This window comes from Nocardia sp. NBC_00881 (assembly GCF_045207455.1).
Lineage (GTDB): Bacteria > Actinomycetota > Actinomycetes > Mycobacteriales > Mycobacteriaceae > Nocardia.
Map to the genome: position 1 here is coordinate 5,762,829 of NZ_CP108798.1, position 20,189 is coordinate 5,783,017.

General features: G+C 67.3%; 15 protein-coding genes and 1 tRNA gene. 4 read left to right on the forward strand and 12 right to left on the reverse strand.

Annotation, left to right across the window (positions count from 1 at the left end; genetic code table 11):
- Window positions 1-32: 32 nt before the first annotated feature.
- The 5 genes from OH799_RS24675 to OH799_RS24695 form a co-directional block, all read right to left on the reverse strand.
- Window positions 33-1,499: a peptidoglycan D,D-transpeptidase FtsI family protein gene (locus OH799_RS24675; RefSeq protein ID WP_406268502.1), complete on the reverse strand. Its 1,467-nt coding sequence runs from the start codon at window positions 1,497-1,499 to the stop codon at window positions 33-35.
- On the reverse strand, window positions 1,496-2,980 hold the full coding sequence (locus OH799_RS24680) for an FtsW/RodA/SpoVE family cell cycle protein (RefSeq protein WP_406268504.1): 1,485 nt from the start codon (window positions 2,978-2,980) through the stop codon (window positions 1,496-1,498). The genes OH799_RS24675 and OH799_RS24680 overlap by 4 nt, the downstream gene beginning before the upstream one ends.
- Complete coding sequence (locus OH799_RS24685; RefSeq protein WP_406268507.1) at window positions 2,980-4,473, reverse strand: PP2C family protein-serine/threonine phosphatase; 1,494 nt, start codon at window positions 4,471-4,473, stop codon at window positions 2,980-2,982. The genes OH799_RS24680 and OH799_RS24685 overlap by 1 nt, the downstream gene beginning before the upstream one ends.
- Window positions 4,470-4,937 carry an FHA domain-containing protein gene (locus OH799_RS24690; RefSeq protein ID WP_014980860.1) on the reverse strand — a complete coding sequence of 156 codons (468 nt, stop codon included), beginning with the start codon at window positions 4,935-4,937 and terminating at the stop codon, window positions 4,470-4,472. The genes OH799_RS24685 and OH799_RS24690 overlap by 4 nt, the downstream gene beginning before the upstream one ends.
- A gap of 204 nt (window positions 4,938-5,141) precedes the next feature.
- Window positions 5,142-6,536, reverse strand: coding sequence for an FhaA domain-containing protein (locus OH799_RS24695; RefSeq protein ID WP_406268511.1), 1,395 nt, complete (start codon window positions 6,534-6,536; stop codon window positions 5,142-5,144).
- A 226-nt stretch (window positions 6,537-6,762) separates the two neighbouring features.
- On the opposite strand from OH799_RS24695, the gene OH799_RS24700 reads away from it, so the two are divergent.
- Together OH799_RS24700 and OH799_RS24705 are read left to right on the forward strand one after the other, a co-directional pair.
- Window positions 6,763-6,845 (forward strand) — tRNA-Leu (locus OH799_RS24700).
- Between the two features lie 915 nt (window positions 6,846-7,760).
- Window positions 7,761-8,528, forward strand: coding sequence for an SDR family NAD(P)-dependent oxidoreductase (locus OH799_RS24705; RefSeq protein ID WP_406268515.1), 768 nt, complete (start codon window positions 7,761-7,763; stop codon window positions 8,526-8,528).
- A gap of 4 nt (window positions 8,529-8,532) precedes the next feature.
- Here OH799_RS24705 and OH799_RS24710 read toward each other — a convergent pair whose 3' ends face one another.
- Both OH799_RS24710 and OH799_RS24715 read right to left on the reverse strand, forming a co-directional pair.
- Window positions 8,533-9,171 carry a methyltransferase domain-containing protein gene (locus OH799_RS24710; protein WP_406268519.1) on the reverse strand — a complete coding sequence of 213 codons (639 nt, stop codon included), beginning with the start codon at window positions 9,169-9,171 and terminating at the stop codon, window positions 8,533-8,535.
- Between the two features lie 1,426 nt (window positions 9,172-10,597).
- The gene (locus tag OH799_RS24715; protein WP_406268522.1) at window positions 10,598-11,593 is read right to left on the reverse strand and encodes a stage II sporulation protein M; all 996 of its coding nucleotides are present in this window, start codon (window positions 11,591-11,593) and stop codon (window positions 10,598-10,600) included.
- Between the two features lie 43 nt (window positions 11,594-11,636).
- Between OH799_RS24715 and OH799_RS24720 the strand changes: the two genes are divergently transcribed.
- Window positions 11,637-12,446 (forward strand): RDD family protein, encoded by an 810-nt coding sequence (locus OH799_RS24720; protein ID WP_406268525.1) that lies wholly within the window; start codon window positions 11,637-11,639, stop codon window positions 12,444-12,446.
- 160 nt (window positions 12,447-12,606) lie between these two features.
- On the opposite strand, the gene OH799_RS24725 is transcribed toward OH799_RS24720, so the two are convergent.
- The 5 genes from OH799_RS24725 to OH799_RS24745 all read right to left on the reverse strand — a co-directional run bounded on the left by OH799_RS24725 (window position 12,607) and on the right by OH799_RS24745 (window position 18,956).
- A complete protein-coding gene (locus OH799_RS24725) occupies window positions 12,607-13,902 on the reverse strand; it encodes a DUF58 domain-containing protein (protein WP_406268527.1) in 1,296 nt (431 codons plus the stop codon).
- 2 nt (window positions 13,903-13,904) lie between these two features.
- Window positions 13,905-14,888, reverse strand: coding sequence for an AAA family ATPase (locus OH799_RS24730; RefSeq protein WP_406268530.1), 984 nt, complete (start codon window positions 14,886-14,888; stop codon window positions 13,905-13,907).
- A 67-nt stretch (window positions 14,889-14,955) separates the two neighbouring features.
- Complete coding sequence (locus OH799_RS24735) at window positions 14,956-16,035, reverse strand: DUF4129 domain-containing protein (RefSeq protein WP_406268533.1); 1,080 nt, start codon at window positions 16,033-16,035, stop codon at window positions 14,956-14,958.
- Window positions 16,036-16,173: 138 nt separating this feature from the next.
- On the reverse strand, window positions 16,174-17,046 hold the full coding sequence (locus tag OH799_RS24740) for a hypothetical protein (RefSeq protein WP_406268535.1): 873 nt from the start codon (window positions 17,044-17,046) through the stop codon (window positions 16,174-16,176).
- A 203-nt stretch (window positions 17,047-17,249) separates the two neighbouring features.
- The gene (locus tag OH799_RS24745; RefSeq protein ID WP_406268537.1) at window positions 17,250-18,956 is read right to left on the reverse strand and encodes a DUF4407 domain-containing protein; all 1,707 of its coding nucleotides are present in this window, start codon (window positions 18,954-18,956) and stop codon (window positions 17,250-17,252) included.
- A 219-nt stretch (window positions 18,957-19,175) separates the two neighbouring features.
- Between OH799_RS24745 and aroQ the strand changes: the two genes are divergently transcribed.
- Entirely contained in the window at window positions 19,176-19,751 is a 576-nt protein-coding gene (aroQ, locus tag OH799_RS24750; RefSeq protein WP_406268540.1) for a gamma subclass chorismate mutase AroQ, read from the forward strand.
- Window positions 19,752-20,189 lie beyond the last annotated feature (438 nt).

The window sequence follows — 20,189 nt, forward strand, 5'->3', positions numbered from 1 at the left end:
TCCCCGTACCTTCACTCGCACATCCATATCGTTCAGCCCCCTCGAAGACCCGCGTCCAGGACCGCGCGGGCCACCGGCGCGGCCACCGAGCCGCCGGTCGCGGCAAGCGCCCGATCCCCGCCGTCTTCCACGATCACCGCGATGGCGATCTTCGGGTTCTGTGCGGGGGCGAACGCGATGTACCAAGCGTGCGGCGGTGTTTTGCGCGGGTTGGACCCGTGTTCGGCGGTGCCGGTCTTGGACGCGATCTGATAGCGGGACTGGCCACCTCCGGCGGTGTTGTTCTCCGACGCAATCATCAGGTTGGTCACGGTCGACGCTACCTGGGCGCTGACCGCCTGCCCGACTGAGACCGGCTTGGTCTTGGAGAGCTCGCTCAGGTCGGGGCCTTGTAGCTGATCGACCAGGTAGGGCTCCATCCGGACGCCGCCGTTGGCGATGGTCGCCGCGACGACCGCGTTGTCCAGCGGGGTCAACGCCACGTCCCGCTGGCCGATGCTGCTCTGGGCCAGCGCGGCGTCGTCCGAGATCGTGCCGACGGTGCTCTCTGCTACCGGCATCGGGATGCCGCGGTGCGGGCCGATGCCGAATGCGGCCGCCTCGTCCTTGAGGTTCGCGGCGCCCACCTTGACCCCGAGTTCGGCGAACGCGGTGTTGCAGGACAGCCGGAACGCGTCGTAGAGCGAGGCTGTCGGGTTGGGCCCGCAGGTGGAGCCGTTGTAGTTCTCCAGCGTGGTAGTGGTGCCGGGCAGCGTGACATTCGGCGCCGCAGTGAACTGGTCCTCCGGGGTGGCGGTGCGATTGGCCAGCGCGGCGGCGGTGACCACCACCTTGAACGTGGAGCCGGGCGGGTAGGTCTGCGAGATAGCCCGATTCAACATCGGATGGTGCGGATCCGAGCTCAGGTTTTCCCATGCCTCGGTCCCGCGCGCGCCGTCGTGCCCAGAGAGCACGTTCGGGTCGTAGCTCGGCGTGGACACCATGGTGAGAATCTTGCCGGTACTCGGCTCGATCGCCACCACCGAGCCGGTGTAACCCTTGCTGGTCAGCTGGTTGTAGGCGACCTGCTGCATCACCGGGTCGAGCGTTGTGAGCACGTTGCCACCGCGTGGATCCCGGCCGGACACGAGGTCGACCAGACGGCTGCCGAACAGCTGACTGTCGGACCCGTTCAGCAGCGCGTCCTCGGCCCGCTCCAGTCCCGTGCTGCCGTACTGCATCGAGTAGAAGCCGGTGGCCGGCGCGAACGCCTCGGGGTCGGTCGGGTAGGTGCGCAGGTATTTGTAGCGGTCGTCGGTGGCGACCGAGCTGGCCAGCACAGTGCCGCCCGCGGAGATCTGCCCGCGCTGGCGGGAATACTCGTCGAGCAGCACCCGCGAGTTGCGCGGATCGTTGCGGTAATCGTCGGCCTTGATCACCTGAACGTAGGTGGCGTTCAGCAGCAGAGCGACGATCATCAGCATCACCGCGACCGCGACTCGGCGTAGCGGAGTGTTCACGTCGCGGGCCCCGCTTCCGGTCGTGCCGCGTCGCGGCGCAGCAGCTCGGTCTGCGCGTCGGCGATCGGTGCTGGTTCCTTCTTGCGCACCGGGGCAGGCGCCCGGGCGGCGTCCGACACTTTGATCAGCAACGCGAGTAGCGCGTAGTTGGCGAGCAGCGAGGAGCCGCCGTAGGACATGAACGGCGTGGTGAGACCGGTCAGCGGAATCAGCTTGGTGACGCCGCCGACCACTACGAACAGTTGGATCGCGATGGTGAACGACAGGCCGGCCGCGAGCAGCTTGCCGAAGCTGTCGCGCACCGCGAGCGCCGTGCGAAGGCCGCGTACCACGAACACCAGGAACAGCATGAGCACCGCGGCGAGCCCGATCAGCCCGAGTTCCTCGCCGATCGTGGTGACGATGAAGTCGGTCTTGGCGAATGGCACCTGGTTTGGCCTGCCGCTCCCGAGCCCTGTGCCCGCGAGGCCGCCGGTGGCCAGGCCGAACAGCGACTGCGAGATCTGGTAGCCGGTGTTGTTGTAGTCGTCGAATGGGTGTAGCCAGGTTTCCACCCGGACCCGGACATGACCGAACAGCTGGTAGGCGAAGAAAAAGCCGAGCGCGAGCAGCCCGCTTCCGATGATCAGCCAGCCGACCCGCTCGGTGGCGATGTACAACATCACCAGGACGGTGCCGAAGATCAACAGCGACGTACCGAGGTCCTTCTCGAACACCAGCACGCCGATGCAGACGAGCCAGACCACCAGGATCGGGCCGAGGTCGCGGGCACGGGGGAACTCCATTCCGAGCACATGGCGCCCGGCGGCGGTGAACAGATCGCGCTTGGCAACCAGCACGGACGCGAAAAAGATGATCAGAAGGATCTTGGCGAACTCACCTGGCTGCATGCTGAACCCGGGTAGGCGAATCCAGATCTTCGCGCCGTTGGTCTCCGAGAACCTGCTGGGCAGGATGGCCGGAATGGCCAGTGCGACAAGTCCGATGAGGCCGAGTGTGTAGCTGTAGCGAGCCAGCGTTCGGTAGTCGCGCAGCGCGATCAGCAGCACGATGAACACGGCCGTGCCCAACGCGGTCCATAGAATCTGCTGGTTGGCGTCGGGAGAGGGAACCGCCCATGAGTTGTAGGCGGCGGTCTGCTCATCGGCGAGGTCGAGCCGATGGATCAACACGAGGCCGAGGCCGTTGAGTAGCGCGACGATCGGCAGCAACAGCGGGTCGGCGAACGGCGCGAATCGCCGCACGGCCAGATGCGCGACACCGAACAACGCAAGATACGCCAGACCGTACTTGGCGATCTCCCAGGTGATCGACTGCTCCTGACTGGCCTCGACCAGAAACAAAGAGGCTGTAGTGATCCCTGCCGCCCCGGCAAGCAGCAACAGTTCGGCATTGCGTCTGGTGCTGGGCGGAGGCGCGGGAGCGAATCCGCCCGGGGGACTGGGAAAGGCCCCCGCGGACGGCGGTGACGGTGCGGACATCAGTCCGTCACCCGGCAGTTCTCCCCCGCGGTCTGGGGGTTCGACGACGTGCTCGACGGCGAGGCAGGAGCCTCCGACTTCGTCGGCGTTTTGATCTCGGTGCCCCTGGTGTCACCCTCGGCGGGCGCGGGCGCGGGCGCTGTGGTCGGGGCGGGCGGCACGCCGGCGGGCCCCGGCGGCGCGGGCTCGGTGGACGGAACGACCCCTGGCTGCGGCACCGATCCCTTGGCCGGGCAAGGCGGCAACAGTTCTCGCTGCGCGAGATAGGTCATCGAGTCCTTGGCCTTGTCCAGCGAACCCGGCGGCAACCCCTTGTCCACCTGATCGCGGCCGGTCTGTTTCAGATCGCCGACCTGGAGCGGCTTGCAGGAGGACGGCAGGTCGTCGCGATGCTCGGCCAGAGTGAGTTCACCGCTACGGGTAACACAGCCGACCAGGTTCACGTCGTGAATCGAGTAGCCGAGTATCGAGCCAGGCAGCCCGCGCAGGATCACCACCGAACCGTCGTCGGCGCCGACGTAGTAATTGCTGCGAATCATCTTGTAGCCGACCAGAAGTCCGATACAGACGGCAACGACCAGCGCCACCGCGAGCACGATCCAGCGCAGCCGGTGTGACTTCCCTTTCGGGGGAGGCTCCGGCGTGGCGGTGGCTCTGCGCGGTACGGCGCGCGGCGGACGCAGCGCGGAGGCGCGGCCCGCGGCCGTGTTCGGCGGCGGTGCGTCGTCGTCGACGCCGGATGCGGCGCCCGCCACGATCGGGTGACTCTGCCCGTAGTCCAGATCTATGACGTCGGCCACGACCACGGTCACGTTGTCGGGACCACCGCTGCGCAACGCGAGTTCGATGAGCCGGTCGGCACATTCGTCGGTCGTGCCCTCGCGCATGGTGTTCGCGATGGTCTCGTCGCTGACCACGTCGGAGAGGCCGTCGGAGCACAGCAGATAGCGGTCCCCGGCACGTGCCTCGCGCATGATCAGCGTCGGCTCGATCTCGTTGCCGGTGAGCGCGCGCATGATCAGCGAACGCTGCGGGTGCGTGTGCGCCTGCTCGGGTGTGATCCTGCCTTCGTCGACCAGGGACTGGACGAATGTGTCGTCCCTGGTGATCTGGGTGAGCTCACCGCCGCGCAGCATGTAGGCGCGCGAGTCGCCGATGTGCACGAGGCCGAGTTTCTTGCCCGCGAACAGGATTGCCGTCAGCGTGGTGCCCATGCCGTCGAGTTCGGGCTCTTCCTCGACCTGGTCGGCGATGGCCGCGTTGCCCTCTCGGGTCGCCGCGTCGAGTTTGCCGAGCAGATCGTCGCCCGGTTCGTCGTCGTCGAGGTGAGCGAGCGCGGCGATCATCAACTGAGAGGCAACTTCTCCCGCGGCGTGGCCGCCCATGCCGTCGGCGAGTGCGAGCAGTCGCGCTCCGGCATACACGGAGTCTTCGTTGTTGCCACGGACGAGACCGCGGTCGCTGCGCGCTGCGTAGCGGAGAACGAGTGTCACGATCGGAGCTCGATCACTGTTTTACCGACACGGACGGGCGTGCCGAGCGGAACTCGGACCGCGGTGGTGACTTTCGCGCGATCGAGGTAGGTGCCGTTCGTCGAGCCGAGATCTTCGACGTACCAGTCGTCACCACGCGGAGAAAGCCGCGCATGTCTGGTCGAGGCGTAGTCATCGGTGAGTACCAGCGTGGAATCGTCCGCACGTCCGATCAGCACCGGTTGGGTGCCGAGCGAAATGCGGGTGCCGGCGAGTGAACCTTGAGTCACCACAAGAAATTTGGCGCCCTTCTGGCCCCGGCTGAAGGAGGGCAGCACCGCGGAACCGCGTGCGGCCCTGGGCTGTATCCGAATGCCGGATGCCGCGTAGATGTCGCTGCGCAATGTGCGCAGCACAGCCCACACGAACAACCACAACAGCAGAAGGAACCCCGCCCGGGTCAGTTGCAGGATCAGTCCCTGCACGGCGCTCCACCTCCTGTTCGACCGTGTATGTCGGTGCCGTAGGTGCGGTTCGACCACCCCCACCAGCCTGCTGGTCTTGCCGGCCCCGGTATCGGCGCCGCGCGTGTGTTGGCAGCATCATAGGGCCGTCGGTCGATTTCGATCACGATACGACCGACGAATCCTCGAGAGCCATGTCGTGACCTGCACCGCGAGCTTACGGGATCAGAGGATACGGATCAGGATCTCGGAGTGTCCGGCGCGGATGACATCGCCGTCGGCGAGTTGCCAATCCTGCACGGGGGAACCGTTGACCAGGGTGCCGTTGGTGGAGCCGAGATCGGACAACATCGCGGTTTGGCCGTCCCAGCGCACCTCGATGTGCCTGCGCGAGACACCGGTGTCCGGCAGCCGGAAGTGCGCGTCCTGGCCGCGGCCGATGATGTTGCTGCCTTCCCGCAGCTGGTAAGTCCGGCCACTGCCGTCGTCGAGCTGCAGGGTCGCGGAGTAGCCGGAACCGGCTGCTGGAGCGGCGCCGTAACCCTGGCCGCCGCCGTAGCCCTGCTGCGCGCCGTAGCCCGGCTGCTGCGAGTAGGCCTGGCCGTAGCCGCCTTGATCATCCTGGCCGTAGCCGCCTTGATCGCCGTAGGCCTGGTCGCCGTAGCCTGGGTCGGCGTAACCCGGCTGGCCGTAGCCTTGGCCTTGCTGGCCGTAGCCGGGTTCGGCGTAGCCTTGTTGCTGGCCGTAGCCGGGGTCGTTGTAGCCCGGCTGGCCGTAGCCGGGTTCGGCGTAGCCTTGTTGCTGGCCGTAGCCGGGGTCGTTGTAGCCCGGCTGGCCGTAGCCGGGTTCGGCGTAGCCTTGTTGCTGGCCGTAGCCGGGGTCGTTGTAGCCCGGCTGGCCGTAGCCGGGTTCGGCGTAGCCTTGTTGCTGGCCGTAGCCGCCGCGCTCGCCCTGCTGGTAGTCGTAGCCGTTCTGGTAGTCGCCGTACCCCTGCTGGGCGTCCGGCGCTTGGTAATCCGCTGCGTACGCGCCGCCGCGGCCGTAGTCGTCGCGGTACGCGCCGTTCTGCGGACCGCCGCGACCAGCAGGCGGTGGGGCGTACCCGCGGTTGCGTGGATCGGACTCCGCGGGCTCACGGCTCGGGTCGTAGCCTGAGTTCTGCGTCATGGGGCCAGCTCCTGGTTGCGGGGTTGCAGGTCGTTGTGGCGGTGATTCGGGGCCGCGAGCCGCTGTGGCTCTGTGCCCGGCGTCCGGATCGACGCGGCCACTTGCCCTGAACTGTCCGGTGTGCAGCGTAGGTGATGCCTCGAACGCCACGTGTACTTCGCCGTAGGTCTGCCAGCCTTGCTCGCGGATGTAATCCTGTAGATGTTTGGCGAACGCGCGGGTGGTGAGGTCGTGATCGGCATCCAGTTGCTGGTGATCCGAGGAGTTGATCGTGATCACATAACTGTTCGGCGCCAGGAGATGGCCGCCGCCGAGATCCTGGACGTGATCGGCTGCCTCGCGTTGCAGCGCCGCTTCCACCTCCTGGGGTACGACATTGCCGCCGAACACTCTGGCGAAGACATCCCCGACGGCGCCCTGCAGACGACGCTCGAACCGCGAAACGATGCCCATCTCGGCCTCCTTTCGGTGAGCGTCTCTTTCCTGATTCGTAACAACGACACGCGAGTATGGCGTGTCGCTCATCGACCACGTTCATTGCATGATATCCACGATCGTCCACACCTGTAACTATTGGCGACGACCCCAGGTTCCCGTGCCCGTCGAGCCTCCATGCCAGGGCTCTGAAATGGGGATTTCATGTCCGGCATAGGGGCGTGATACTGTCTCCCAGTCGCTCGGGCGAGTGGCGGAATGGCAGACGCGCTGGCTTCAGGTGCCAGTGTCCTTCGGGACGTGGGGGTTCAAGTCCCCCTTCGCCCACAGTATAGTGCGAAAGGGCCGCAGGTCAGAGGGTTTCTCTGGTTTGCGGCCTTTCGTGTCAACACGGCTTGTTGATGGCGCGCCGCCGACAATCACGCACTGATACCTGCCGTAAAGTCGACGCCGTCCACATTGCCTTCGTGCGCCGTAGATGATCGTCCACACGCACTTCGTGACCCACTTCTCCGCAGCCCGGGCCGAAGCCGCAGGCCACTACCGCCCGACGGCATGTCCGGCCGGCCTACCCAGCACGCCGACAGCTCGGGCGCGACAACCACTTCGCGTCGCGATTGTCAGCGCCCTCCGGTGCAAACCCCCTCGGGGGTGTACTGACAGGGCCTTTCGTTGCGGCCTCTGTACGCGCCGTGATTGCTGCTCGTGCCGCGCTCTCCCACGCCGTAGCCGCGCCGATCCGCAGGGTCGTGTGAATAACGGTCTGCGGTGACGGCCACGACAGGTTCGGGCGAGACGATTGCCAGCGTCACCAGCGTGCCTCCGACCAGCATCGCGGCCCCCGCTCGACGCACGGTACCGAGCATCCTCGCGTTCGCCATAGCTACCTTCCCGTCATTTAACGTGCCATCAGATAGCGTAACGATAGTCGGTGTCTGATCGGTGACGCGCGGGTGGGACCCTCGGCGCTCGACCTCCTCGCACTCGGTACGGTGACCGTCGACTCGACGCCGAAGACGGGTGGCAACTGCGTCGCCACCATCGCGGCTAGCGCTGTGAGCCTGTCGAACGGGGGTGGCAGTTACGCACCTCGAATTACCCACCAGTCGACTGGTCATGCCTACGGTGCCGCGATGGCTGCAATGGTCTTGCGAATCGCACAGGAGTAAGGGCTCTGACCTGACGGTCGCCGGGCGACGGAAGTGGCTTGACTCACAATGAGAACCTGTTCTAATTTTTGGCATGCGCAGATATGACGGCCGCCGTGTGGTGGTGACTGGAGCGGGTTCCGGCATCGGTCAGGGCATCGCCCTGAGGCTGCTCGATGAGGGGGCACAGTTGGTCGCCGCCGACATCGACGCGACAGGCCTCGCGGCCACCGCGGCGAAGGCATGCGATGCCACCGAGCGATTGCGAACGGTCGAGGTGAACGTCGCCGACCCGGAGTCGGTCGGATCGGCCACCGGGGAGGCGCTGAAATTCCTCGGCGGCCTCGATGTGCTGGTGAACGGGGCGGGCATCCTGCGGCCTGCGCGCACCCACGAGATGCCGCTCGAGGTGTGGAATCAGGTGATCACGGTGAACCTCACCGGGACCTTCCTGATGACCCAGGCCGCGCTGCCCGCACTGCTGGACACCGGGCACGGGGTAGTGGTCAACATCTCCTCGACCGCGGCCTTCAGCGCGGCGCCCTACCTCGCGTCTTACGCGGCGTCCAAGGGCGGCGTGAACGCTTTCACCCATGCGATCGCCCTGGAGTACGCGAAGCAGGGGTTGCGCGCGGTGAACATCGTTCCCGCGGGTATCACGAGCGGCATCACCACGAAGTCCATCCGCGATCAGCCAGAGGGTTTCGATCCGCAGCTGTTTTCCCGGATGACCGGCTGGCTCGATGGCGGGGCGCTCGGCAGTCCGGAAGACATCGCCGGGGTGGTCGCCATGGTGGCCTCCGACGACGGACGCTATATGACCGGAACGGAGATCCGGGTCGACGGCGGTGCGCTGATGTAAGGAGCTATGCGGGCGTGGCGACGAGAAGATGGTGCGGGATCGGCAGATGCGCCAACTGTCGGTGCTCGACTGCGCAGTCCGCCTGCTCCAGTGCCGCGAGTACGTCCGGCACCGGACGAAGGGTGAAGCCGTACGGTGTGAATGGCAGCTTCGCCATCGCGTCCGGATCGCCGATCCCGATCACCAGACGGCCGCCGGGTCGGACCACCCTGGCGAGTTCGGCACAGGCGGCGGTCAGGTCCGCCACGAAGTAGATGGTGTTGACCGTGATCGCGGCGTCGAGGCTGTCGTCCGCGAGCGGCAGCGCAGTAAGCGAACCTTCGTCGAGTCGCAGTCGGCCGGAGCCGATGTCGGCCGCGTGGCCGGAGCGGGCGCGGGCCAGCATGTCGTGCGAGATCTCGACGCCGTGCACCACACCCGTGTCGCCGACGCGTTTCAGCAGGAGTGAAAGCCCTGCGCCGCCGCCGAATCCGATATCGGCGGCCCTTCCGCCCGTTGCGACGGCGGTGGCCTCGACCGCGTCCGCGATGGCGCGCTTGTTGCCGCGGTTCAGTACGAAGGCGACGCCCTTGCCGAGGACGCCATGCGGGTTACCGAGCTGACCGGCGAGGCTGGACAGAACGCGGGCCCGGACTCCATTCATGGCGCCATCGTATCGATGTTGCCGGTGCTACGCCCGATCAGTCGATTCGGATGTCGATACGGTTTTCGGCGTGACCACTCGGATGCAGTGAGCCGAAGGAGGACCCCGATGCGTCTACCTTCGACCATCCTCGCGGCCTGCACGCTGGCGCTGCTGCCGAGCGCGCCGGCCATGTCGACGCTGTGGATGACGCTGTGAGTGCTCTCGGGATTGCCGGCCTTCGTCGATCGGTCGACTTGTCCGGGATACCGACGCTGCGACCTCGGCCGACTGGCAGTCGGAGCTGTGGATAACTCTGTGTGTGGCTTCGGGATTCAGTGCCGGGAGTTCGCAACGACACTGCAGGCGAACGAAACCGCGGAGACTTGTTCGCGGCTCTGGTTGTGCGTCTGACTGGCGGGGGAAGTATTCACCAGCTTGGGGATGGGTGTGGATCAAGATTGTTGATGCCACTGTTGCGCCTGGGGATGGCGGAGGAGTTGGGGGCTGTGGATATCACACGGCCGATCGCGGCACCGCCGATTGATGCACAAGTGTGGTGGTTCGTTGTGCACAGCGGTGGAGTTGTCTGCGTGCACAGCTGTGGACGGTGCCGAACCGGGTGAGTGAACGCATCGCCGTAAGCACGGGCGGGCGGGTATGAGCGGGCGCATTCGCTGACAGAGTTGAACGAGGTTTGTCAGCACGCTTCGGCGCTTTGGCAAGGTGTGACGTTGGTCTCGTGACGCCGTGCGGCAGTGTCGGTTTCGCGGGGCTCTCCCCGTCGCGAAGAGGCAGTGAGGCGAAGATCACACCCCTGATTATGGTTGCGGTCGAGGTGCTGATACACCCGGTTCGAGTGGCTGCGCATGAACCCTTTCGCAGCCGGTTATTCTTGATCTTGACAAGACGCAAGCATGGCAACGGCATGTTTCGCCGAGTATGCATCTTGTTTACTGAGCGTTAAACAAACCTTGAGTCGCTTTTATTGAAACAACACTCAGCAATCGTCACCGTCCACAGGTGAACGCGCAGGTGAACTTGCAAAACCTCTACCATAGAGGTGTCTATTCAACCGGGATAGCTAATGCTCTGGAAAAAGCCTGATACACCCTCTTGGCCTGCGCGCAGGAGGCGTATCGACGGTTTCGTCGGAGCGTGATCTGCTTGCCACAGCGGTGGCCACTGCTAACGCCTCGGGTTAGCTGGCCAGGGGAATGGCGAGGCGTCGCCAGCGTTTGCTGGCCTGCTGCTTTATGCGCTTGACCTCGGCAGGGAGGGTTGCGTAGGGGTAACGGTTGTGTAGAGTTGACGGTAACGCTGGCCGCAGCTCGAGCCCGACTCGCTGCGGCCAGCGGAACTCAATGGGGGATGTCGAAACCGATCCGTGACCTTACGCTGCTGCCGATTGGCCGACCATGTCCACCTACGGTGTGCTGATTGTTCGCTAGGGGTAAATCGCAGGCAAGTCACTCGGCTGGTCCATGGTGTCGCCGACCTGATTCAAAACCACGCTGCGCCCGACCCCGAACACGTAGACCAGGAACAACGCCTCGGCGGTGAACCCGATCGCGAGGCGGATCGGCGCGGGCAGCGGACTCGGCGTCACGAAACCCTCGATGAGGCCACACATCAGCAACACGCCAACCAGCCCGAGCGCCACCGTCGCCGTCGCCCGGCCCTGCCGGGCCACCGCCTCCACCCGGCTCAGCCGACCCGGATCGATCAGTGTCCAACCGAGTTTCAGCCCGGCGCCGCCTGCGACGAACACCGCAGTCAGCTCCAACGTGCCGTGCGGCAGGATGAAACCGAAGAACGAATCCAGCCGCCCCGCATCGGCCATCAACCCCGCGGTGACGCCCAGATTCAGCGCGTTCATGAACAGCAGGTAGACGGCGGGGAGGATCAACACGCCCGTGAACAATGCCATCGCCGTCACCCAGGCATTGTTCGTCCACACCTGTGCGGCGAACGCGCCATGGGCATGCTCCGAGTAGTACGTCTCGAACGCGCCGCCGGGCGCGGTGAGGTCCGCGGTGTCGTCCGAAATGCCGAGAACCGTACGCGCCGAATCGAACCGGTCTACCCAGACGGCCAGGCTCGCCGACCCGAGCAGGAACACCGCGGCCACGCCCACCCACCAGGGCCACGCCCGGTACAGGGCCGCAGGGAAGCGATGGGTGAAGAAGCGGCCGACCTCCTGCCAGGTGTCCGCTCTCGTCCCGAGCACTCGGCCGCGCGCACGGGTCAGCAGCGCGCTCAGGCCGGCGATCAACTCCGGGTCAGGGCTGTGCGACTGCAAACGTGCCAGCTGCTGGGACGTGCGCCGGTAGAGCATGACGAGCTCGTCCGCCTCCGCGCCGGTCAACCTGTTCCGCTTGGACAGGTAATCGAGCCGCTCCCACGCCCGCCGGTGCGCCAAGCTGTACGCGTCCACGTCCATTCGGTTGCCTCCCACTACCGCCGGTCGGAAGAATGCTATCGAGATGGCTGAGTTCACAACCGGCGAAGCGGTGGCCCTGGAGCTGCCGATCGCGCGGATCCCCACCAGGGCCACCGCGTTTCTGATCGACGTGGTTGTCCAGTTCGCACTCGGGTGCGCCCTCCTGTTCGTGATCGCGACGGTACTGCTGCCCACAGGTGTGGATTCGGCTTGGCTGGACGTGGCGGTACTGGTCACCATCGTCGGTGTCCTGGTCGGCTACCCGGTGGCCTGTGAGACCACATGGCGTGGGCGGACGCTGGGCAAGCTGCTGCTCGGACTGCGCGTGGTGCGAGCGGACGGCGGACCCGTCGACTTCCGACACGCGCTCACCCGCGGCCTCGCCGGAGCAGCTGTCGACTTCTGGATGCTCGGCGGGTTCGGCGCCATCGCGGTGCTCACCTCGATGTGCTCGCCCAACGCGCGGCGGGTCGGCGACGTGCTCGCTGGCACCGTGGTGGTGCACGCGCAGCGGGCGCTGCCTCCGCCCGCGCTCGCGGTCGCGCCGCCGTGGCTGACCGGCTGGAGTGCACAGCTCGACCTGTCCGGGCTGCCGGAGGATCTGGCGCTGGCGGTGCGGCAGTATCTGACGCGGTTTCGCGCGCTGACTCCCGCCGCACAACACAACTTGGGCACAGCTCTCGTGGCAGAGGTGTGCAAGCGGGTGCGGGTCGCGCCGCCGACCGGTTATCCGCCGCCGCAGATTCTGGGCGCGATCGTCGCCGAACGGCAGCGTCGCGTGCTGCCGCCGCCGATGTTCCCATCATTCCCGCCGCCACCGCTGCGGGTGCCGCCACCGCTGCGAACGAGTTAGGTACAGGTGTTCGCAGCGACGCACGTCGATCTCGCGCAGGAATCGTCCAGTCGCACCGGCGTCCAGGAGGCCTGGAACGAATTCCTGGCCAACCGCACCAGCTCAGCGGCGCTCGCGCCAGGATGCCCTGGACTTGCCGTCGGAGAGGGTGTGGGGGTCACTACATGGCGCCGGACTGTTTGAGCTCCAGGTATTCGTCCGCTAGTGCCTCGGGCAGGCGCTCAGGAGGAGCGGCGACGACCGCGATTCCGCGGCGGCGCAGGGATTCCTGGACCAAGGCGCGTTCGGCGAGCACGGATTCGGCGGTGGCCGCGGCGTAGAGGTCGGCAAGGGTGTCGCGACGGGCGGCGGCCGCGGCGACATCCGGGTCGGTGACCGAGACGATGAGAACCCGATGACGCTGCGCGAGAACAGGCAAAACTGGAAGCAGGTTTTCCTCGACCGCTGCGCCGTCGAGAACGGTGAACCAGACGACCAGGCTGCGGCGGCGCGTCCGCTGGATCGCGGCGCGCACCAGCCCGGAACTGTCGGTGTCGACGAGGGCAGGGGTGATCCCCGCCATCGCGTGCATCAGCTTCAGCTGCAAGCCCTTTCCCCCGACACCGCGCACCTCGGCGCGCGGATGCCGGTCGAAGGCGAGCAGGTCTACCGAGTCGCCCGCGGCGGCCGCGAGTCCGCCGAGCAGCAGGGCCGCCTCGATACTGGCGTCCAGACGGGTGCCTTCGCTGACTCGGCCCGCGCTGATCCGACCGGTATCCAGCAGCATGAGCATGTGCCGGTTGCGTTCCGGACGCCAGGTACGGACCAGCACGTCGGTGGCGCGGGCGGTGGCCCGCCAGTCGATGGCACGCACGTCGTCACCCGCGACGTACTCGCGGAACGAGTCGAACTCGGTGCCCTGCCCGCGCAGGTCGGCCACGTTGCGGCCTTCGAGATGCTGCAGTCGCTTGACCTTCGAACGAAGCAGCCGTTCACTGCGAAACGCGGGCAGCGCGCGCACCCGGGCGGGCACGCTGTGCCTGCTCTGCCTGCCCGCCAGCCCGAGCGGGCCGAGCAGCCGCACGGTGACCTGACCCGCGACCCGGTCGCCGCGGTAGGTCGGGCTGAGCGTGGTGCGGAACCGGACCTTGGTGCCCGGCGCAAGATCCACCGGGTGCGTCCGGTTCCGGGCATGCACGCTGTCGGGCCAGTCGTCCCACAGTGTTCCGCGCAGCACCCGCGCGCCTGTGTTCACCGCGACAATTTCCACCTCGACGGAGCGACCGAGCCGCACCACGGTCAGCGGTTCCCTGGCCAACGCGAGATCCCGCGCTCGGCCCACCGCGCCGAGATCGAGAAGCAGCGCCGCGGCCAGCGCGCAGGTCAGCACGACGACGGCCAGCCAGGACGGCAGCACAAGGGTGACGAAGAGGGCCGCGACTCCTGCCGCGGCGGCCAGCCGACCGGTGACGACCACGGCTACACCGGAACCGGAACCGACAGCAGTAGCGCCGCCATCACGCCCTCGGTGGTCACCCCATCCAGCTCCGCCTCCGGCCGCAGCTGCAGGCGGTGCCGGAGCACAGCGACGGCGACGGCTTTCACGTCGTCCGGCGTGACGAACCCGCGGCCGTTCAGCCAGGCGAATGCACGGGAGGCGGCCATCAGCGCGGTGGCGCCACGGGTCGAGGCACCGTGCTGCACGGCTGGGGAGGTGCGGGTGGCCCGGCACACGTCAACCGTGTACGCGAGTACCTCGGGGGTGATCGTCACGTGCGCGACGGCGGCGCGCGCTGCGGCGATGTGCGCCGGGCCCGCCACCGGACGTAACCCGGCGGCGACCAGATCGCGCGGATCGAAGCCCGCGGCATGCCGCTGCAGGATGCGGAATTCGTCGTCGCGGCTTGGCAGGTGGACGTCGACCTTGAACAGGAATCGATCCAGCTGCGCCTCCGGCAGCGGGTAGGTGCCCTCCTGCTCGATCGGGTTCTGCGTGGCGACGACTACGAAAGGATCAGGCAGCGACCGGGGCTTCCCGTCCACCGACACCTGCCGCTCCTCCATCGATTCCAGCAAAGCCGACTGAGTTTTCGGTGGCGTGCGGTTGATCTCGTCGGCCAGTAGCAGGTTGGTGAACACCGGACCGTGCCGAAAGGTGAATTCCGCCGAGTGTGGGTCGTAGATCTGCGAACCTGTGACGTCGCCGGGCATCAGGTCCGGGGTGAACTGGACGCGCGCGTGTTCCAGATCCAGCGCCGTGGCCAGCGCCCGCACCAGCAGCGTCTTGGCAACGCCGGGAACACCTTCGAGCAGGACGTGGCCGCGGCACAGCAGCGCGAGCACCAGGTACATGATCGCGTTGTCATTGCCGACCACCGCCTTACCGATCTCGGCGCGCAGGGCATGGAACGCGGCGCCCGCTTCCTCGGCCGTCGGGGTGTGGTTGGTCTCAGTGCTGGTCATCCGACCTCCAATGTTCTTCGGGTGTTCCCGCACCCCGTTGGTCGAATGAGCGTTGCGCGAGTGTGTCTCATCGGACCTCCGATTCGATCAGTTCGAGTTGGGCGGCGACTATCCGCAGGGTTCCCGTGTCGGGTACCGGGCCGAACAGTGCGGCGGCGATGTGGTTGGGGTCGGCGCCAGTGCGCGCGGCGATGACGGCGACGATTCGGTCCGGTGGGGTGTCGGCGGTGACGCCGAGCGGTGTCCGGATGCGACGCAGGGTAGCCGCGCGCAGTTTCGTGGCGACGTGGTCGTGGTCCTTCGATCGCCGGTACAACGCGGCCTGCCCGGCGAGCAGCTCGTTTGCCGCGACCTCGACCGGGCGCGGCTCGCGTACCAGTGCGCCCCGTCGACGTGCCCGCCACCACACCACCGATGCGGCGGCGACGAGGAACTGCAAGCCGCCGAAGAAGACCGGTGCGGGCAGCCGCTCCCAGATCGGGCCGTCACCCGCGTCTGAGCCGGGGCCGCCGTACGAGCCATCCGGCGGAACGTCCGGCAGGTCGGGGGGAGTCTTCGGTGGTGGCGGGGCCTTCGGCGGCCCACAAGACTGCAGCGTGCCGTAGAGCAGCAGCAGTAATGCGGCCGTCGCGGCCAAGGCCGCCCAGAATCTGGGGTCACGCAAGAGACTCGGCAGCGGGGGCAGCCGGCGCCGGGTCCGGGGCGCATGCTTCATCGCGTCGATCTCGGGTGGTTCCGGTGCGGGCGGCGGCGCGGCTGCGGAGAACCGGTCAGCATATTCGAGCCTGCGATATTCGTCTTCGGTCGCCTGGCGCCCGCCGTAGACCACCTCGTCGAAACTATATGCGGCGGGGTGGAATTCAGTGGCGACCTCGAGTGGCAGCGCGGTTGTTACGTCGTCGGCGGTCTCCCGCGCCGTCCGCGAGCGCCGCACTTCCAGCAGGCCGCGCTGTTCGAGACCGCGCAACACCGCGCGGAAACGTTCACGCAGCGCGCTGTCGAAATCGCGGCGCTGTGCCGCCGATTCGGCGGCGGCCCGATGGTCGGCGGCGGGGCCGAGCCGAGGGGTACCGGGTGCCTCGTCGTTCGTCGCGTCGGTGCCCTTGGTCACTGCGACCTGCCGCTTCGCGTCCGCACCTTCGCTCATCGCGCCTCCTGTACCTTGCGGGACACCCGCTCCCGGTCGGCGTCGATGAGCGCTGCGCGATTGTGTCTCATCGCGCCTCCTGTGCCTTGCGGGACATCCGCTCCCGGTCGGCGTCGATGGGCGCTGCGCGATTGTGTCTCATCGCGCCTCCATACCGGGGATGCGGATGTCCAATCCCTCCCTGCGGCAGCGGCGATCGATGTAGCACACCACGCGCGAAGACGCCTCGACCACCTCGCCGAACGCGGTGAGCAGCAGCACGGCCCCGGTGCTCAGCACGATCACCGGCCACCGATGGGTGCCGGAGAAGTCCGCGAGAAACCAGGGGATGCCCAGCAGCGGCACCGTGAGTAGCCCGAACAAGGCACGCTGGGTTGTCCACAGTCCCGCCGTCGGCCAATCCGCTCCCTCGACAAGCAGTTTCGAACGAGCGACGGCATCGCGGTGCGAGGTGCGCTCTACGAACAACACCGGGACCGCGGCCCAGCGGCGGGCCCGCAGCCAGCCGAGCCAGACCAACGCCAGCGGCAGCGTCACGATCAGCATGCCGCACACCGCCATCACGCCGACTCCCATCAGCGTGAACAACAGCTGGAACTTCAGAAGCGAACCGAACGTTCCACAGAACCGGCCCAGTGCGGTGCGCCAGCCGATCGGCGTCCCTGTCACGGTCGCCAAGCCGATCGCCACCGTCGCCCCGCGCAGCACGAACCGCAGCAGCCACGCACAGGCCGCCGTCGACAGGATCGCCGCCCACGCGGTACCCGCGTCCGAGCCGTCGGTCAGCGCAGAGCCACCCGCGGTCACCGCGACGACCACGGCCTCGGCGGCGAGCAGGCCTGCCACGCTCAACCCGGCCAGGGCGCGGATATTCGCCTGGATCAGCGCGAACGGCACATCTAGCAGTTCGCGGAAGGTCAGCGGTCGGATCGGCACCGTCGTTTCAGAGGACCCTGGTACCGGATCTGCTTCCGCCCCGACGGCACCGGCCGGGTCGGCGGCTGGTCGCACGGGCCGAGTCTAACCGTCAGTGCTCGAGCAGGCGGTCCCCAACGTGCCGGTAGCCGGGCAGGGTCGATCGGCGGCAGGCCATCCGCAGCGCGGATCATGTCGATCCGCTCATCTTGGTGCCTATCCGACTCGACTCCGCGGGCTCGCGTGCACCGTCGAGTCACGGTCTGCCGTGATTATCGCGGTGCCGGCGCCGAAACGGATCAGCGAGTGGGCGGGAGCTCGCGGCGGTTCACCTCGGGGAGTTCGGCATCCCGCCGTCCGGTCAGCTCGTCGCTGCGGACGCGTGTGGGCAGGCCGTAGCCTGCGGCGCCGGTCGGCGGAAGGGAGGAATAGCGCGGAGCGTGCGGGGGGTAGTCGACGTCGACGACGGTGGAGGCGATGTGCTGGGCGTGCGCGACCTGGGGGGAGCCGGGCTGCGGTTGGTAGCCGACCGGAGCTCCCACAGCCTGTGGGTGCGAGGTCTGGCCGTCGACGGTGACCTTGCGTGTGCGGCGCAGAGTGAAGGTGATCTCCTCGACCTCTTCGAACGCCTGGCGCGCGGTGCGCAGTGGGTGCGTCGCGGTGTCGATCGCAGTGGCGACGAACGACGGAACAAGCGGCCGGAGGAAGCGCGCGGCGGTGTCGGTGAACGGCACGGTGCCGATCAGCGGGAGCTCGAGGGACCCGCCGGTCCCAGGCACGGCGGGCACCACCGCAACGGTGGTAGGGGCCGGTAGGTTGGGCGTCGCGATTCGCTCTGCGGACACGGAGCGGTCCTTTCGATCGTCAGCCGGTGCGGCCGGAAGTTTGGGGCGGCGCGGCGGTTCGGTGATACCGATCTCGATGCCGCCGATAGCCGCGACGATGCGGGTGCGCTGCTGTTCCCGGTCGATGGCCGTGTCCGCCTCGACGGCGAGCCGGGCGGCGGTGAGTTGCTGTTCCACGCGTAGTGTCTCGGCCTCGGCGCGCACCTCTGCCTGTCTGACCGCGATGGCCGCGTCGGCGTCGCGTTCGGCGCGGTCGTGCACGGTCCGCGCCGCGTTGTGCCGGTCGAACGACGTCTCGCCGCGCCACCAGCGCAACATCAGCGGCAGCAGGGCAAGCACCACCAATGCCACGATGGTCAGAATGCGCAGCGGCAGTGCGTCGCGCACCGTGTAGTCGTTCATCGCCTGCCAGCGCGCGCCGAGGCCGCGGTCGGCGCCGTCGAAGGCGGCGGTCCGTGCGCTGGCGACCGCGTTCGCGTCGTCAGCGACCCGCCGGTCGACCGCGTCCAGCCGGCCCTGGGCCGCGGCGAGCTGCTTGCGGGCGTCGTCGAGCATGTTGTTGGCGGTCTGCGCCTCGGGGCCGCGGCCGGGTACGCCGGTGATTCTGGTCTGCGGGCACTCCGCCGTCGGGTTGTACTCGCAGCGTGCGATCACCAGCGCGCGGTCGATATCGGCCTGCGTATTCGTGATCGACTGGTCCAACGCGGTCCGGTCGGCCTTCGCCCGGTCCAGTTCGATCCGCGCGGCGATGACCAGCGGCGCCGAATCGACCGATCGCTGGGCCTTCTCGTCCAGTAGCCGGTCGACAGTTGCTCCGAAGAGTACGACCGCGGCCACTTCAGCGATCAATCCGCCCGCTACCAGCGCGATCATGGTCCGCGCGGTCAGCCCGAGCCGATCCGGTCCTCCGCTCGGTCGTGCGGTCGCGAGGGTCCGGGCGACCGCGCCCGCAAGCGCCGCGACCCCCAGAGCCGCCGGGAGGACGGCCCACAGCGACCAGGTTTCGGTCGAGGCGAGGGCGAGGGCGGTAACCGCACTGGACACCGCTGCGAAGAACAGGACCACAGCGCCGGTGACGACGTAACCGGCACGCTCGTGGCGGTCGGTGATTTCACTGCTCAGACCCCCGCCGAGCCAGGTGAACAAGCCGGTGACGGTCATCGGAATGCACATCCTCTACGTCCCAGTCGCTTTCGCGGGCGCGGCGAAACTGTCACGGATTCGTTGTGACAGCGTGACAGCCCCAGGTCCGACATACCGAGAGGGGCGGACGGATGTGTCCAGGCTCACAGGTCGCTGTACGTCGCGGAGTGGTGGATGATTGCGCCTACTCTGGCGCGGTGATTCGTTTCCGCGCGAGCGATCCCAGGAGGGCCCGACATGCGCAGAGTCGTGCTGATGATCCTCTCGGCGGCGCTGCTCGTGTGGCCCGCTAGCGCTAGCGCGTCCCCAGGCGACCAGTCGATGGACCGATTGGTTGCGCTGGTGGTCGAGCGGCTGGACACTGCCGACGCGGTGGCCGCCGCGAAGTGGGCGGCGGCGAACGTACGCGGCATCGGGCCGACTATCGACGATCCGGCCCGCGAGGCCGAGGTCTACGACGCGATGGCCCGGCTCGGCAATAGCCGCGACTTGCCGGAGGACTGGGTGCGGCAGGTGTTCTTCGGGCAGATCGAAGCGAACAAGACGGTGCAGCGCGGGCTTATGGTGCGGTGGCGCTTCGACCCCGCCACTGCGCCGAGTACACCCGACGATCTCGTCTCCGTACGCCCGATCATCGACCGGGTGAACATCGAGATTCTCGACCGGCTGGCCGCGCACCGGGCCGAGCTGACCGCGCCGGATTGCGCGGAACGGTTGGCGCGCAGCGTCTTCGGCGTGCTCGCCGCGGGCAGGAGCGACGCGCTGCACCAGGCCGCGCTGGCGCGGGCCGCGGCTTCCCTCTGCCCGGCCTAGGTTGTTTCCCCACCACGTGGCACGGGGGGTCGATCAGTGCGTGATCGGATGTGACCGACTCCACTCCGAGCCATTTGCTAAAAGTGTGCTAAAAACCATAGGTGGCAAAAGAGGCCGAACGGTCGGATCTCGGCCGCAGCATGTCACACCCTGTCAGAAATATCTCATCCACCCGATCGTCGAGTTAGTCGCCGTCGGATGGTTTGCCGCGCCCCGGGGCGGGGAAACCTTTTTCGATGCAGGTGAGGGCGGGTTCCTGACCTTCTTGCTTGTTTTGGTCCGCTTTCGCGCGCCTGTATAGCGAGGCTGGCATCGAGTGCCATGGGATCGATCAAGCGGTACTCGCTGCTTTACACTGGACGACGCGCACACGTGGAGGACCGAATTGAAGAAGCCCAGCTAGACCGGGTTATTAGCCCAACCTAAGTTGGTTGGGCA